Raw genomic sequence first — 14423 nt, 5'->3', positions numbered from 1 at the left:
GCCGGTCCCCGCGACGGGAGCGCACGCACCGACGGACCACCGGCCCCCGTGGCTGTCGTAGGCTGATCGTCCGTGGACCGGTCCCAGCCCTGAGGTGATCCGGTGAGCAGATTCCCGGCAGACGGCAGACGGCACACGGATGGACCCAGAGAGCGGCACCCCGATGACAGAGACAGCACCCACCGCGTCCGGTTCTCCCTCCGGAGTCCCTTCGCCCGGCTCGGCCTCCTCCGCTCCCGACTCGGCCGGAGCCTCCTGCCCCCGGCCGGCGCCCTGGCCCCAGCCCAGCCGGCCGGACAGGATGCACAGCCTGCTGGACGCCGTGATGAGTCTGGGGCGGGGCCTGGAACTGCCCGAGGTGCTGCGCGGGATCGTGGAGGCCGCGGTGACCCTGACCGACGCGGAGTACGGAGCGCTCGGTATCGTCGGGGACGGGCAGAAGCTGCTGGAGTTCCTGCCGGTCGGCATATCGGAGCCGCTCGCCGCGGTGATCGGCCAGACGCCGTGCGGGCGCGGCATCCTCGGTGAGCTGATCCATCACCCGGAACCCCTGCGGCTCACCGATCTGAGCAGCCATCCGCGCAGCTTCGGATTTCCGCCCCATCATCCCCCCATGCGCACCTTCCTCGGGGTGCCGGTGCGGGTTCGCGACGAGGTGTTCGGCAACCTCTATCTCACCGAGAAACGGGGCGGGGTGAGTTTCGACGCCGATGACGAGGCGGTGCTGACCACCCTGTCGATCGCGGCCGGGGTCGCCATCGACAACGCCCGCATGTACGACGAGAGCCGCCGCCGGGAGCGGCGCCTGGAGGCACTGGGGGAGATCACCCGCACCCTGCTCTCGGGGACGGACGCCGACGAGGTGCTGCAACTGATCGCCGAGCGGGCGATGGAGGTGGCGGGGGCCGACCGGGCCGCGATTCTGCTGCCGACGCCGCCCGCGTCCCCCTCCGGTGCGTCGGAGGCGTCCGGGGTCGAGGCCCGCCTCACCGTTGCCGTCGCCCACGGCAGGGATTCCGAACGCGTGACTGGGCTGTCCGTACCCGCGCGGGGATCACTGGCCGGACTCGCCGCCCGTACCGGGACACCGGTGCACTGCGCCGATGTCCGAACGGATCCCCGGGCTCATCCGTTCGGCGACGGTGCCGAGGACGGTCTCGGGCCGGTGGTGACGGTGCCTCTGCAGGTCGACACGGGCGCACGGGGCGCGCTGCGCCTGGGGCGTCCGGTGGACCGCCCGCCGTTCGACGACACCGAGGTCGCGCTCGTCTCGGGTTTCGCCGACCAGGCGGCCATCGCCCTGGAACTGGCCCGTAGGCGGGCCGAGTCCGAGGAGCTCGCCGTCATGCACGACCGGGACCGGATCGCCCGAGATCTGCACGATCTCGCCATTCAGCGGCTGTTCGCGACCGGGATGACGCTCCAGAGCACCACGCGTGTCATCGCGGACCGGCCGGACGCGGCCGAGCGGGTCAGCCGGGCGGTGGACGATCTGGACACCACGATCCGGATCATCCGTTCCACCATCTTCGACCTGCGGACGGCGGACGGTTCGGGCCGCGGCGGGCTGCGGCACCGGATGACGGAGACTGCTCGCACGGCGGCACACGCCCTTGGTTTCCGGCCCTCCATGCGGATCGACGGGCCGGTGGACACCATGGTGCCGGACGAACTGGCCGAACACGTGGTGGCGGTCGCCGCCGAGGCGGTGTCCAACGCCTCTCGCCATGCCCGCGCGACTCGTATCGGCATCGTGCTGTCGGCCGACGACGCGGTGACCCTGACCGTCACCGACAACGGCATCGGGATCCCGGACGGTGTCGCGCGCGCGAGCACGACCGGGGCAGAGGCCGATGCCGGCGATCCGGCAGCCGGGCGACTGGGAGGGCTGGCCAATATGCGTACGCGGGCGGAGCTGTGCGGCGGCACGCTGGCCATCGAACAGCCGGCGGACGGCGGAACGCAGATCGTCTGGCGCGTGCCGCTCCACGACTGAGGCCGGAGGCCTGTCAGATTCCCGGGACCGGGGGCCGCCCCTGACGGTCCTTGAGCCGGCCGACGAGCATCGCGGCCTGGATCCGACGGCCCACGCCCAGTTTGGCGAGAATCGAGGAGATGCGGTTCTTGACGGTCTTCTCGGCCAGGAAGAGACGTTCTGCGATCTCACGGTTGGTGAGGCCCTCGCCGATGAGATCCAGGATCTGCCGCTCCCTGGGTGTGAGCCGGTCCAGTTCCGACGTCTCGGACTCCTCGGCAGGGGTGCGCTGAGTGCCCCGCAGCCGTGACATCACGCGGGCGGTCGTCCGTGGATCGAGCATCGACGTGCCTGATGCGACCGTGCGTACGGCGGCGATCAGGTCGGCCCCGTTGATCTGCTTCAGCACATATCCCGCGGCGCCCGCCATGATGGCGTCGAACAGCGCCTCGTCGTCATCGAACGACGTCAGCATCAGACAGGCGAGTTCGGGCATCAGGGCACGCAGTTCCCGGCACACCTCGATACCGGCGTGGTCACCGCCCTGGTCGTCGCCGAGGCGTACGTCCAGCACGGCGACCTGCGGCCTGCTGGCCGGTACGCGGGCCAGCGCCTCCCGGGCGTTGGACGCCTCACCGACGACCTCGATGCCGTCCTCGGCCTCCAGCAGATCGCGTACGCCGCGTCGTACGACCTCGTGGTCGTCGAGGATGAAGACGCGTACGGGGGCAGCGGACTGCGACGGGGGCGTGCTCAGGGGGGACTTCGCGGACTCGTTCACACCATGCTCGATCGGTTCGGGGAAGGGGTGGGCGGGAACCAGTATGTGCCCGTCCGCGGGCCTGGTCCCGCCGGGGTGCCACAGCATGGTGAACGGTCCGTGAACAGGGCCGAAAGGCCCTGTGGCCGGGGCCGGTCAGCGGGCTGGACGCGGTGCCATACTGACGCCGCCAAGATCGTCCGGGCGCTACGGACATCTCTGTTTCCCTGCCCCCCACTGCGCTGCTCCGAGGAGTCACCGGCCCATGAACACCCCGAGCGAGGACTACCACGCACTGCTCGCACGGCACGACGCGATGCGGCTGCGACGACGCATCCTGGCCCCGTCCGGCAGCCGTTCCGAACCGTGGAGCGCCAAGGCCCCACAGGCGTACGACGGAAGGGCCGACCAACTGCTGATCAGCGACTTCCTGCCACTGGTGAGCCCGCTGGAGGAGCTGATCGCCGAGCTGTACCGGCTTCTGTTCGAGCGGCATCCGTATCTGCGGTCGTTGTTCCCCGAGTCGATGGCGTTCCAGCAGGTCCATCTCGTAGGGGTCTTCCGCTACCTGATCGGCAACCTGCACCGCACGGACGAGATGATCGGCGTTTTCGCGCAGTTGGGGCGCGACCATCGCAAGCTCGGTGTGCGCCCCGCGCACTTCGAGGCATTCGAGGCGGCGCTGATCGAGGCGCTGCGCATGCGTGCGGGCGCCCGGTGGACCGGCGCGCTGGAGGACGCCTGGCTGCGGATGCTGCGGCTGGCCGTTTCGGCGATGGTCAGGGGCGCGGACGAGGCGATCGCAGAACCGCCCAGCTGGGACGCGACAGTGACCTCGCACGAACTGCGCACGCCCGATCTCGCGGTGCTGCGGGTACGGCCCCACCAGCCCTACGCCTTCGAGGCCGGGCAGTACGCGTCCTTGGAGTCGCCGCAGCTGGAACAGGCATGGCGCCCCTACTACCTGGCCCGCGCGCCGCATCCGGACGGCGAGCTGGAGTTCCATGTACGGGCGCGGGGCGCCGGCGGGGTGAGCGACGCCCTGGTGCACGGTACGCGCGAGGGCGGCGCTGTCCGCCTCAGCGCACCGCGCGGCGCACTGGTCCTGCCCGATCAATCTCCGACCGCCGACATTCTGCTGATCGCCTCCGGTACGGGCTGGGCTCCGATGAAGGCGCTGCTCCAGCGGATCGACGCCGAACGCTCCCGCGCGCACCGGGTGCGACTGCTGCTGGGTCCCGCCGCGCCGGAGGAGAGGGGCGCGCCCGAAGAGATGTACGACGCGGCGTACCTGGAGGCCTTCCGTCCCGGACGCCCGTGGCTGACCGTCATCGCCGCTGCCTCGGCTGCTCACTCCGCGGGTGCCGGGCTGCAGGCCCTGAACGGGATACTGTCCCCGCGTCCCGGGGCCGCCGCCCGGCAGCACGCCTTTCTGGCCCTGGCCCCCGAGGCATCCATGACGGAGCCGAACCGGGCCGTCTCCGCGAGGCTGGCCGCCGCCGGAGTGCCGGCCGCGCACATCCATCACGAGGCCACCGGCATCGTCGAGGTCACAGAAATGTCTGCCAGTACGACCAGAACCGGGTTGCTATCAGCATGACGATGACCAGGCACCAGGTCACCGGTACCACGAGAGGGAACTCCAGTACCGCCGCGACCAGGGCACGTGGCACGGGCAGGACGCCATGGCGCAGGTTGTGCACCGTCGTGTGCCAGAACATGAAGATGGTGGCCACCCATACGAGCACGCACCACAGGCAGAGGGCGCCGATGTCGTACAGCGCCTGCGTCATCAGCCACATGCAGAAGCCGACGCCGAGCAGCGTGCCGAGGTTCAGCCCCAGCCAGTACCAGCGCCGGTAGCGCGCGCCCGCCAACAGACCCGCGCCGGTTCCCATCACCACTCCGAAGGCGATCAGCCCGATGATCGGGTTCGGAAAGCCGAACACCGACGCCTGCTCGCTGCGCATCACATTGGCGCAGGACACCACGGGGCTCAGCGAGCAGGCGGGCACGAAACCGGGGTCCGCGAGCAGTTCGAACTTGTCGATCGTGATCATGAACGAGCCGAGCAGCCCGAGCGCGGCGGTGATCACCAGCAGCCACCCGAACCCCGGCCTCGCCCCGGCGCACTCCCGGTCGTGGCCCGTTCCGGACGCGACGGCGCAGACCGGGCCATCGGCCTCGGACCCTTCCACCACGCCCACCGCTCCGCGCTCCGACACCGTCATGGCCGCCCCCGTACGGAACCGTCCGGCCAGATGACCTCCACCCGGATCCCCCGCGCCCGCGCGAAGGCAACCAGATGGGCGGTGGCGTCCCGGCCGTCCGACGGTGATCCGTCCCATACGGCGAGCAGGGTCCGGCACGTCTCCACCAGACGTTCATCGGCGCCGACACACGCGTCGCGGTCGGCCGGGTCAAAAGGCAGAAGCCGCACCTGCTCGGCCAGGACCAGCAGTTCGCCCGCGGCCCGCCGGTCCCGCTCGGGCAGCACACTGGGAACAGAACCCTGGACCGGCAGCATCACCGTCAGCTTCCGCCCGGCCTCCCGTGCCGCGCGCCCGAAGACCAGTGGCAGTCCCGACCCGACCCGCACCAGAGCGGCCGCACCTTCCGCCAGCTGTTTCAGCCGCGCTCCCAGTTCTGCTTCCACCAGTTCCAGAGTCCCGTTGCCCAGGTCTCTGTGCCCGACGACTGCGATCACCACGTTCCCCTCCCGCACACTTCAGTACGGTCCGATCCGACCGCACGCTCCCGCATGCCACGGGCCGGTCCCGGAGCCGCTGTCGGACCGGCCGGTGGCATGCGATGCACCGCAGTGAACCCATCGGAGGCCGCACGCCACTAGGGCCGTTCGGCCCTGGGGCCGTTCGGCCCTGGTGCGGGGGCGGCGCCACTCGATGTACTCGTGCGGCAGGTGAGCAGACCAGGAGACGAGGCAGCCCCCATGAACCACTCATGCCATCAGTCGCCCCAGCCGTCCGTGTGCACGGACGCGACCATGCCGTCGGACGCGGCACCGCTTCGCGGTTCGGCGGCCACCATGCCGCGCCGCACGGTCGAGTTGACAGGCACCCAGGCCCTGAGCCTGCTCGGCCGGGCGCCGCTCGGGCGGATCGTCTTCACCCAGCGGGCGCTGCCCGCAGTCCGACCGGTGAACCATCTGCTGGACCGCGGCCAGATCGTCATCCTGACCCATCAGGACTCGGATCTGTTCGCGCAGGCCCGTGATCACGGCGAGCGGGGAGTCGTGGTCGCCTACCAGGCCGACGACATCGATCCGCTGACCCACCTGGGCTGGAGCGCCGTCGCCACGGGGTACTGCCGTCCGGTCACCGATCCGGACGCTCTGGCGCGCTATCAGCGACGGCTCCGCCCCTGGTCGGACCAGGTGATGGACCGTGCGGTACGCATCCGTCCCCATCTGGTCACCGGGATCCGGCTGGTCGCCTGACGCGGTACTCCCCTGCGGAGCGCCGGCGCACGAGCGCTGTGGACCGCGACCGCGGATCCGAGCAGCCGTGGCCCGGAGCGAGGCAGGCTCCGCAGGGCACGGGCGCCGAAGCGTCTGCCGCACGGCGTCCGGCCGGGCGCGCGAGCCTCTGCCCGGCCGGCTGCGCATGCGCGGCCGCACACACGCGTCGCCCACGCCGTCGGCAGCACCCCGCCGACCCGGACGCCTCATCCACGTACGGGAACGGGGCCTGCGCTGCTCGCGGTGGACGGCCAGGGGCGCAGGGGATTCGCACATGAGCATCGAAAATCATGAGGCTCAGCCACGGAAGAATGCGCTTTTCCGATCCCTCGTGCAGGCCGCAGGATGGCCGGGAGCCGGCCAACTGGGGAGGAATCATGTCGTCAGCCATCGAAACGGGTCTGCTGCCCTTCACATCAGAGGTCCGTCCCGAAGGGCTCGCTGTCGGAGGGGTCCTGCTCTCCGACCTCGCTCAGCGCTTCGGAACGCCGCTCTTCGTCTACGACGAGGAACACCTGCGCCGACGCTGCCGCGAGGCGGTCGCCGCCTTCGGCCCGGACAATGTCGCCTACGCCTCCAAGGCGTTCCTGTGCACGGCCATGGCGCGACTGGCCCATGAGGAGGGGCTGTTGCTCGATGTCGCCTCCGGCGGCGAGCTGCGGGTGGCGCTGCACGCCGGTGTCCCGGCCGGGCGGATCGTGCTGCACGGCAACAACAAGGACGAGTCGGAGCTGCGCACGGCGATGTCGGCCGGGCTGCGGCACGTGGTGGTCGACAGCTTCGACGAGATGGACCGCATCGAGTACCTGCACGCCAAGGAAGAACTGCCGCCGGTCCGCATTCAGTTGCGAGTGGCGCCGGGTGTTGCCGCAGGTGCGCACGAGGCGATCAGGACCGGGGGTGACGATTCGAAGTTCGGGTTCGGCCTCGCCCGCGGAACCGCCGCGGCCGCCGTGCGGCGGGCCGCCGGTTCCCCGGCGATGATCCTGGAAGGCGTTCACGCGCATGTGGGCTCCCAGGTGCTGGACACGGCGGAGCTCGCGGCGGGCGCCGCTGCCGTGGCGCGGTTCGCGGCGGAGGAACGGGTACACCGGCTCACCGTCGGCGGCGGCCTCGGTGTCGCCTACGAGGCGGAGCAGACCGTACCCTCGTTCGCCGACTGGGCGGCCCGGGTACGCACCGCGGTGCGCGATGCGGGCTGGGGCGGCGAAGTGACGGTGGAGCCCGGCAGATCCATTGCCGCCCGCGCGGGGCTGACCCTGTACCGGGTGGGCACGATCAAGCGGATCGAGGGCGTGCGGACGTATGTCAGCGTCGACGGCGGAATGAGCGACAACCTGCGCCCTGCCCTTTACGGCAGCCGCTACGAGGTGTTCCTGCCGCGCTGTCCGCACGCACCGAGGCCGCTGCGGGCACGGCTGGTCGGCAAGCACTGCGAGAGCGGCGACGTGATCGTCGACGAAGCCGCCCTGCCCGCCGGAGTCGGAGTGGGCGACCTCCTGGCCACGCCCGTCACGGGCGCCTACGGGTATGCCATGGCGTCCAACTACAACAAGCTGCCGCGCCCGGCTGTCGTCTTCGTGTCCGACGGCCGTGCCCGCACCGTGGTGCGCCGGGAGACCGAGGAGGACCTGTTGCGCCTGGACGTGGACGAGCCCGCCCGGCCCGTGGCGCCGCAGTGCGCCGCCACGGCCTGAGGGCTGCGGCGTGAACCCTGGCGGGCGTGCGGCGTCGGCTACGGCGCCTCGCCGCGTTGTCGGGACGCCCGAACACACCCAGTGTTCGGGCGTCCCTCCGCCTGGCGACGCACCGCATCCGACGCCGCACGCCGATCCACCAGGGATGACGTGAAGCCCTTAGTCTGACCCGATGCTGAACAGTGCCCGACTGCTCGTCCTGCTGCACATAGCCCGCACGGGCACCATCGTGGCCGCGGCCCAGGCTCTGCATCTGAGTCCGTCCGCGATCTCGCACCAACTCGCCCGGCTGGAGCAGGAGCTGGGGGTGGCATTGGTGGAACGTCAGCCGCAGAGCCTGCGGCTGACGGCAGCCGGTGCGCGACTGGCCGAGCACGCGCAGGCCGTCGCCGACCTGATGGCAGTCGCCCAGGACGACCTGCGGGCGCACTCCGGGGGAGAGGCCGGGGTCCTGCGGCTGGGCTTCTTCGCTTCCTCGGGCCTGGAGCTGCTGCCCCGGGCGCTGTCGGCCTTCGCGGCCGAGCGGCCCCAGGTCGAGCTGGAGCTGATCCTGGGACAGCCGCACGAGCTGGTGCCCGATCTGGAGGCGGGACGGCTGGATGCGGTGGTCGTCTTCGAACATCCGCTGGACCCCTGGTGCCGACAGGCGACCGTGGATGTGGAGATGTTCTTCGACGAGCCCCAGCTGGTGATCCTTCCGCTGCGGCACCCCCTCGGGCGGCGCACCGAGGTGCGGCTGTCCGCCCTGGAGGGGGAGAGCTGGATCGGTACACACGGCGGTCATACCGGCGAACCGGTCCTGGAACGCGCCTGTGCGGCCGAGGGGTTCCGGCCGCGGGTCCACTGCCGCAGCGATCACTACCAGGTCACGATCAACCTGGCGCGCGCCGGAATGGGCATCGCACTCGTCCCGGCCCTCGGGATCGGCGACACGGCAGGAGTGCACGTCTGCCGACTGGACCACCCCCAACTGCACCGGAGGATCGGGGTCGCCACCCGGCCGACCAACCGCAACCCCCTGCTGCGGATCTTCCTCGCGGAGCTGCGGTCGGCCGCCGAGGAGATCCGGTCGCTGTTGGAGATGCAGTGGTCCTGACCGGCGGGGCGTGCCGCCGCGTGGTTCCGGTGGTGATGGGGGGCGTGCTGCTGGGTGGTTCCGGTGGGGGCGTGCTGCTACGTGGTTCCGGTGGACGGACCGGAGGCCGGCCCGTGTCCGGGCCGGCCTCCGGGCGCGTTTGCCGTGCGGGCCCCCCCGCCCCGGCGAATTCGGGGGCCCGCCCCTCATACGGCGGTCCGACGCCGGGCACAGGCCGCGAGAATGCGGCCGACGTCCCGGATGGCCTGCACCGCGGCCCGCTCGGTGCTGGGGCCCAGCGCCTGCTCCCAGTGCGCCACCACCGCGTACGCCAGCCGACGTGCCCCGACGATGACCCCGGCATCGGCGCGCACTCCGGTGTCGGTGCCCGTCTTGTTGGCCACCAGAAGCCCGTCGGGCAACGGGTCCGGGAAACCGGGGGCGTAGGGGTCGTGGTCCACCAGCGCGGGGACCAGACCGTGGTCGGTGTTGGCGCGCATCCAGTGCAGCAGCCGTGCGGAGGCCGCCGGGGAGCTCATCGTGCCGCGTACCGCATGTGTCACCAGCCGTGCCAGGTCCTTCGCGGTGCCGGTGGCGAAGACGGGCGGCACATCCGGGCCCCGGATGTCGCGGACCTTGTCGTGGAGCGTGAGGCGTTCGAGCCCGAGCTGCTCCGCCAGCCGGGCCGTGGACTCGCGGCCCACCAGGCGGAGCAGCGCGTTGGTGGCGCTGTTGTCGCTGACCGAGGCGGTCAGCCAGGCCAGGTCCTCGACGGTCCAGCCGCGTCCGCTCATCCGGTGCAGCAGGCCGGTACCCTGCGCCACGTCCTCGGCGAGGATTTCGACGGTCCGGTCGGCGAGCAGTTCGCCGGTGTCCAGCCGGCGTGAGACCTCGGCGAGCAGCAGCAGCTTCGAGGCGGAGGCGACCGGCAGCACCGTGTGTTCGTCGACCCCCACCGTCTCGCCGCCGTCGATGTCGACGGCGGCGACGGCCAGGGTGAGCGGCAGCGCGGCCGAGCGCCGCGCCGCCGCTGCCACCTGGGCCAGACTCATCGGATCCTCACCACTTCCCCCGCCCGCCGCGCGGTCGGGCAGCCGCTCCGCACGGCCACCCGTCCCGCCACCACAACGGTATCGATGCCTTCGGGGGCCAGCAGCGGTTGGTCGAACGTGGCCCTGTCGCGTACCGATTCCGGGTCGAGGACGACCAGATCGGCCATGGCACCGTCGCGGACCACTCCGCGGCCGCTGAGCCCGAACCGCCGGGCCGGCAGACCGGTCATCTTGTGCACCGCGGTCTCCAGCGGCACCAGTCGCTGGTCACGGCCGTAGTGGCCGAGCACGCGGGCGAAACTCCCCGCCCAACGGGGGTGCGGCCGACCGGGTTTGGGAACACCGTCCGAGCCGATCATCGACAGCGGACTGGCGATCACCCGACGGACGTCGTCCTCGCGCATGGAGTGGCTGATGATGGTCACCTCGCCCTGCTCGGCCAGCAGCAGGTCGCACGCGTAGTCGACCGGGTGGACACCGCGCTCGGCGGCGAGGTCGGCGATGCTGCGGCCCTCGGCCTCCGGGTGCGCCTGGGCGGCGGCCACCGTGATGAGGTCCCAGCCGCCGTTGCCCACGGTGTTCTCCCACCCCCTGACGCCCTGAGCGATGTCCGTCCGGATCCGGTCGCGCGCATCGGCCCGGCTCAGCCGTTCCAGCAGGGCCCCGACGCCCCCCTCGCTCGTCCACGGTGGCAGCATGGCGTGCAGGACGGTGCTTCCCGCGGTGTACGGATAGACGTCGCACAGGACGTCCACGCCTTCGGCGCGGGCCTGCTCCAGCCGGGGCAGGGTGCGCAGCGTGGCGCCCCAGGCGTGCCGGCCGGCGGTCTTGTGATGGGAGATCTGCAGGGGGGCGCCGGAGCGCACCGCGATCTCCAGTGCTTCCTCCAGGGCGGATTCCACCTGTGACATCTCGTCGCGCAGATGAGTGACGTAGGGCTTGCCGTGACGCGCGGCGACCCTGGCCAGCGCGACGATCTCCTCGGTGTCGGCGTAGGTGCCGGGAGGGTAGATCAGCCCGGTGGACAGGCCGGCCGCGCCCTGGCGCAGCGCCCGGTCCAGCAGCGCGCACATGGTGTCCAGTTCGCCGGGCCGCGGCGGACGGGCCTCGAAGCCCATCACCCCGGCGCGCAGCGTTCCGTGGCCGACGAGCGAGGCGATGTGGGTGCGGCGCAGCGCGAGGTCCTGTCCGGCGGCGAACGCGTCGAAGTCCACCGCGGGCCGTACCGGTCCGAGCCCGAACGTCACCCTGAGATGCTCGGCCAGTACCGGCAGCCGCTCCGGAAGCGAGGGGAACAGGCTCGTCCCGCAGTTGCCGGAGATCTCCGTGGTGACGCCCTGGAGCAGCGGTGCGAGGCGGAGTTCGTCGACCGGCTCCGCTGTGGCGGTGCCGTCGGCGCCATGGGGCGCCGCGAGGGCGTCGGAGTGCGTGTGCACATCGATGAAGCCGGGAGTGACGACCTGGCCGGTCACGTCCAGGCTCTCGGCGGCCGAGGCCGGGGTACCGGCGGGGAGTACGGTGATCCGTCCGTCCGCCACCGCGATGTCCGCCTCCCTGGCGGGTGCGCCGGTTCCGTCGACGAGCGTGCCGCCGCGCAGCAGCAGATCCAGCGGGCGGCCCATCACAGCACCGTCGCAAGGAAGGCCCGCGTGCGTTCGTGCCGCGGGTCGGTGAACAGGACGTCCGGGCTCCCGGCTTCGACGACGGCACCCTGATCCATGAACAGGACACGGTCGGCGACCTCGCGGGCGAAGCCCATCTCGTGAGTGACGACGACCATCGTCATACCGCTGCCGGCCAGGTCGCGCATGACGCCCAGGACTTCGCCGACGAGTTCGGGATCGAGAGCGGAGGTGGGTTCGTCGAAGAGCATGAGCGCCGGCTCCATGGCCAGTGCGCGGGCGATCGCCACACGCTGCTGCTGCCCGCCGGACAGCTGCCCCGGGTAGTGGTCCGCCCGGTCCGCGAGACCGACGCTGTCCAGCAGCTCCCGGCCCTGCTTCTCGGCCTGCGCACGGGAGCGGCCCTTGACGGCGACGGGCCCCTCCATCACGTTCTGCACCGCTGTGCGGTGCGGGAACAGATGGAACCGCTGGAACACCATCCCGATCCGCTCGCGCTGGCGTCGGACGTCACGGGGGCGCCTCTCACGCAGGACGCGGCCGGACGGGCCGTGCTGTTCGTAGCCGATCAGTTCACCGTCCATCCACACCCGTCCCGCGTCGATCTGCTCAAGGTGGTTGAAGCAGCGCAGCAGCGTCGACTTGCCGGACCCGGAAGGGCCTATGACACACAGCACCTCACCGCTGCGGACATCGAGATCGATGCCCTTCAGCACCTCGGTGTCACCGAATCGCTTGCGGACCCCACGGGCCCTGAGGATCACGTCGTTCATGCCGCTGCCCCCTTCCTGGTGCCACGACCGGGTACGAGATTCGCCAGGACTCTGCGCCGCAGCGGCGGGGCGGCGCCGGGGCTGTAGCGGCGTTCGACGGCGTGCTGGCCGATGCTGGCGATCGTCGTGAGGACCAGATACCAGAGGGAAGCCACCATCAGCAGCGCCACCACCTCGAAGTTGGCGAGATACAGGTGCTGGGAGACGGTCATCAGATCGGCGCCCGCGATGACCGAGACCAGCGAGGTCGTCTTGAGCATGGAGATGAACTGGTTGCCGAAGGGCGGGATGATCACCCGCATCGCCTGCGGAAGGATGACCCGGGACAGGATCTGACGGTTCGACATGCCGATGGACGCACCCGCTTCACGCTGCCCGGGGTCCACGCTCTGCATGCCCGCCCGCACGATCTCGGCCATGTAGGCACCCTCGTTGATGGAGAGGCCGAGCAGCGCAGCCACGAACCCGGTGATGACCTGGTTGGACTGCCAGCTGATGAGTTTCGGCCCGTCGAACGGGACACCGATGCTGATCACCGGGAACAACAGGGCCAGGTTGAACCAGAAGATGAGCTGGACAAGCAGCGGGGTGCCTCGGAAGAACCAGGTGTACGCACTGGCGGTGAGACGCAGAACCGGGCTGTCCGAGAGCTGCATCACCGCGACGACGACTCCGATGGCGATGCCGACGGCCATCGAGACGAGGGTGAGCTGAATGGTCACCGCGAGACCGTTGAGGATCACGCTGTCGAACTGGTACTTGGCGACGATGTCCCAGTGCAGGTTGGGATTGACGATGATCGTGTAGGCGAGCCAGACCGCGAACAGCGCGGCGGCGAGGACAGCCAGCCAGCGGCCGGGACGGGGGCGCCGGCTCACCTGGAGGGTGAGGTCCTCGTCCAGTGGTACCGCTTCGGTGGTGCCCGCCGGGGCCGGACCGGGGGCGGCGCCGGACATCTTCTGATCGGTCATGTCGGTACTCACCGCCCGTCGTTGACGGTGGCCTCGGAAACGGCGCTGCCGCCGACGCCCCAGGTGTCGAGAATCTTCCTGTAACCGCCGTCGTCGATCAGCTCCTGGAGGGCCTTCTGGACGGCGTCGCGCAGCCCGCCCTGGCTCTTCGCGACAGCGATTCCCCACGGTGCGGTGCCGTACTGCTTCGGCAGGACCTCGTACGCGCTGTTCTTCTTGGTGAACATCTTGGCGACGGGGTAGTCGACGATGGTCGCGACCGCCCGCCCGCTGTCCAACTGGAGCAGCCCGGTCGGCGCGTCCTCGCTCTGCGAGATGCGCATCCTCTCCTGGCACTTGGCGTTCTGCTCCTCGCCGATGTGCAGGTTCGAACTGCCCTTGGCGAGGACGACGGACTTTCCGCACAGGTCCGCGAGGGATGTGATCCCCTGCGGATTGCCCTTCTTCGTCATGATGACGCCACCGGTGCGGAAGTAGTCGACGAAGTCGACCGCCCGGCGCCGCTCGGCGCTGTCCGTCATGGACGACATGACCAGGTCGAAGCGTCCCGATTCCAGACCGGGGATCAGCCCGTCGAAGGCGGCATTGCTGAGTTCGAGCTTCAGCTTGAGCCGCTGGGCGATGGCCTTGGCCAGCCCGGGGTCGACACCGGTGAGCCGTGTGGTCCCGGACTCGTACATCTCCATCGGCGGATAGCCGACCGCGGTGGCCACACGCAGCACACCCTTCTGCCGGTACTGCGCGGGGACCAGCTCGGCCGCGGTCCGGCCTGCGGTGGCCTGCGAGGAACTGCCGGACGGGGCATCGCCCTGGCCGGAGCGCCCGCAGGCGGTGGCCGCGAGGACCACCACGGCCAGGGCTGCCAGACAGCGCAGAGAACGGGGACGATTCATAGGATTTCTCCCTTACGGGGTGGCGGTGCGCCGATGCTGGCAGCCGCGCCCGGGTGAACGGAAGATGATGAAGCTATTCATGCCTGACCATCGAAATCTGTACGGGTGCGGGCCCCGTGGGAGAGGG

Annotated in this window: 13 protein-coding genes; 5 read left to right on the top strand and 8 right to left on the bottom strand. The window is 70.7% G+C overall.

What is annotated here, in order from left to right; translation table 11 throughout:
* Nucleotides 1-301 precede the first annotated feature (301 nt).
* Nucleotides 302-1996 (top strand): GAF domain-containing protein, encoded by a 1695-nt coding sequence (locus ACFVT1_RS07660; protein WP_389793452.1) that lies wholly within the window; start codon nucleotides 302-304, stop codon nucleotides 1994-1996.
* Nucleotides 1997-2009: 13 nt separating this feature from the next.
* Here the strand turns inward: ACFVT1_RS07660 and ACFVT1_RS07655 are convergent, their stop codons facing one another.
* On the bottom strand, nucleotides 2010-2843 hold the full coding sequence (locus ACFVT1_RS07655) for a response regulator (RefSeq protein ID WP_389793451.1): 834 nt from the start codon (nucleotides 2841-2843) through the stop codon (nucleotides 2010-2012).
* A 157-nt stretch (nucleotides 2844-3000) separates the two neighbouring features.
* On the opposite strand from ACFVT1_RS07655, the gene ACFVT1_RS07650 reads away from it, so the two are divergent.
* The gene (locus ACFVT1_RS07650; protein ID WP_389793450.1) at nucleotides 3001-4335 is read left to right on the top strand and encodes a globin domain-containing protein; all 1335 of its coding nucleotides are present in this window, start codon (nucleotides 3001-3003) and stop codon (nucleotides 4333-4335) included.
* Here ACFVT1_RS07650 and ACFVT1_RS07645 read toward each other — a convergent pair.
* Nucleotides 4286-4966, bottom strand: a complete 681-nt coding sequence (locus ACFVT1_RS07645; protein ID WP_389793449.1) for a vitamin K epoxide reductase family protein — start codon at nucleotides 4964-4966, stop codon at nucleotides 4286-4288. The two genes, ACFVT1_RS07650 and ACFVT1_RS07645, sit on opposite strands and share 50 nt — an antisense overlap.
* Nucleotides 4963-5442, bottom strand: a complete 480-nt coding sequence (locus ACFVT1_RS07640) for a hypothetical protein (RefSeq protein WP_389794050.1) — start codon at nucleotides 5440-5442, stop codon at nucleotides 4963-4965. The genes ACFVT1_RS07645 and ACFVT1_RS07640 overlap by 4 nt, the downstream gene beginning before the upstream one ends.
* Before the next feature lie 297 nt (nucleotides 5443-5739).
* On the opposite strand from ACFVT1_RS07640, the gene ACFVT1_RS07635 reads away from it, so the two are divergent.
* From ACFVT1_RS07635 to ACFVT1_RS07625, 3 genes are all read left to right on the top strand, one after another.
* Nucleotides 5740-6192, top strand: a complete 453-nt coding sequence (locus tag ACFVT1_RS07635; protein WP_389794049.1) for a pyridoxamine 5'-phosphate oxidase family protein — start codon at nucleotides 5740-5742, stop codon at nucleotides 6190-6192.
* Between the two features lie 398 nt (nucleotides 6193-6590).
* Entirely contained in the window at nucleotides 6591-7910 is a 1320-nt protein-coding gene (lysA, locus tag ACFVT1_RS07630; RefSeq protein WP_389793448.1) for a diaminopimelate decarboxylase, read from the top strand.
* Nucleotides 7911-8082: 172 nt separating this feature from the next.
* Nucleotides 8083-9006, top strand: coding sequence for a LysR family transcriptional regulator (locus ACFVT1_RS07625; protein ID WP_389793447.1), 924 nt, complete (start codon nucleotides 8083-8085; stop codon nucleotides 9004-9006).
* A gap of 185 nt (nucleotides 9007-9191) precedes the next feature.
* Here ACFVT1_RS07625 and ACFVT1_RS07620 read toward each other — a convergent pair whose 3' ends face one another.
* Genes ACFVT1_RS07620 through ACFVT1_RS07600 form a run of 5 tightly spaced genes read right to left on the bottom strand, consistent with a single transcriptional unit; the run spans nucleotide 9192 to nucleotide 14296 of the window.
* Nucleotides 9192-10037, bottom strand: coding sequence for a serine hydrolase (locus tag ACFVT1_RS07620; RefSeq protein ID WP_389793446.1), 846 nt, complete (start codon nucleotides 10035-10037; stop codon nucleotides 9192-9194).
* Entirely contained in the window at nucleotides 10034-11659 is a 1626-nt protein-coding gene (locus ACFVT1_RS07615; RefSeq protein WP_389793445.1) for an amidohydrolase family protein, read from the bottom strand. Before ACFVT1_RS07615 ends, ACFVT1_RS07620 begins: the two co-directional genes overlap by 4 nt.
* A complete protein-coding gene (locus tag ACFVT1_RS07610; RefSeq protein WP_389793444.1) occupies nucleotides 11659-12432 on the bottom strand; it encodes an amino acid ABC transporter ATP-binding protein in 774 nt (257 codons plus the stop codon). Before ACFVT1_RS07610 ends, ACFVT1_RS07615 begins: the two co-directional genes overlap by 1 nt.
* Nucleotides 12429-13403, bottom strand: coding sequence for an amino acid ABC transporter permease (locus tag ACFVT1_RS07605; RefSeq protein ID WP_389793443.1), 975 nt, complete (start codon nucleotides 13401-13403; stop codon nucleotides 12429-12431). Before ACFVT1_RS07605 ends, ACFVT1_RS07610 begins: the two co-directional genes overlap by 4 nt.
* Before the next feature lie 8 nt (nucleotides 13404-13411).
* Nucleotides 13412-14296, bottom strand: coding sequence for an ABC transporter substrate-binding protein (locus ACFVT1_RS07600; RefSeq protein ID WP_389793442.1), 885 nt, complete (start codon nucleotides 14294-14296; stop codon nucleotides 13412-13414).
* Between the last annotated feature and the right edge of the window lie 127 nt (nucleotides 14297-14423).

Source organism: Streptomyces sp. NPDC057963 (assembly GCF_042887155.1).
Classification (GTDB): Bacteria; Actinomycetota; Actinomycetes; order Streptomycetales; family Streptomycetaceae; genus Streptomyces.
The sequence above is the reverse complement of the archived record's forward strand: the minus strand, read 5'-3'. Positions and strand labels throughout refer to the sequence as shown.

Coding starts and splice junctions, on each gene's coding strand:
- ACFVT1_RS07660 (WP_389793452.1), top strand. CDS start 302: ATGCACAGCCTGCTGGACGCCGTGATGAGTCTGGGGCGGGGCCTGGAA.
- ACFVT1_RS07655 (WP_389793451.1), bottom strand. CDS start 2,843: ATGCTGTGGCACCCCGGCGGGACCAGGCCCGCGGACGGGCACATACTG.
- ACFVT1_RS07650 (WP_389793450.1), top strand. CDS start 3,001: ATGAACACCCCGAGCGAGGACTACCACGCACTGCTCGCACGGCACGAC.
- ACFVT1_RS07645 (WP_389793449.1), bottom strand. CDS start 4,966: ATGACGGTGTCGGAGCGCGGAGCGGTGGGCGTGGTGGAAGGGTCCGAG.
- ACFVT1_RS07635 (WP_389794049.1), top strand. CDS start 5,740: ATGCCGTCGGACGCGGCACCGCTTCGCGGTTCGGCGGCCACCATGCCG.
- lysA (WP_389793448.1), top strand. CDS start 6,591: ATGTCGTCAGCCATCGAAACGGGTCTGCTGCCCTTCACATCAGAGGTC.
- ACFVT1_RS07625 (WP_389793447.1), top strand. CDS start 8,083: ATGCTGAACAGTGCCCGACTGCTCGTCCTGCTGCACATAGCCCGCACG.
- ACFVT1_RS07620 (WP_389793446.1), bottom strand. CDS start 10,037: ATGAGTCTGGCCCAGGTGGCAGCGGCGGCGCGGCGCTCGGCCGCGCTG.
- ACFVT1_RS07615 (WP_389793445.1), bottom strand. CDS start 11,659: ATGGGCCGCCCGCTGGATCTGCTGCTGCGCGGCGGCACGCTCGTCGAC.
- ACFVT1_RS07610 (WP_389793444.1), bottom strand. CDS start 12,432: ATGAACGACGTGATCCTCAGGGCCCGTGGGGTCCGCAAGCGATTCGGT.
- ACFVT1_RS07605 (WP_389793443.1), bottom strand. CDS start 13,403: ATGACCGATCAGAAGATGTCCGGCGCCGCCCCCGGTCCGGCCCCGGCG.
- ACFVT1_RS07600 (WP_389793442.1), bottom strand. CDS start 14,296: ATGAATCGTCCCCGTTCTCTGCGCTGTCTGGCAGCCCTGGCCGTGGTG.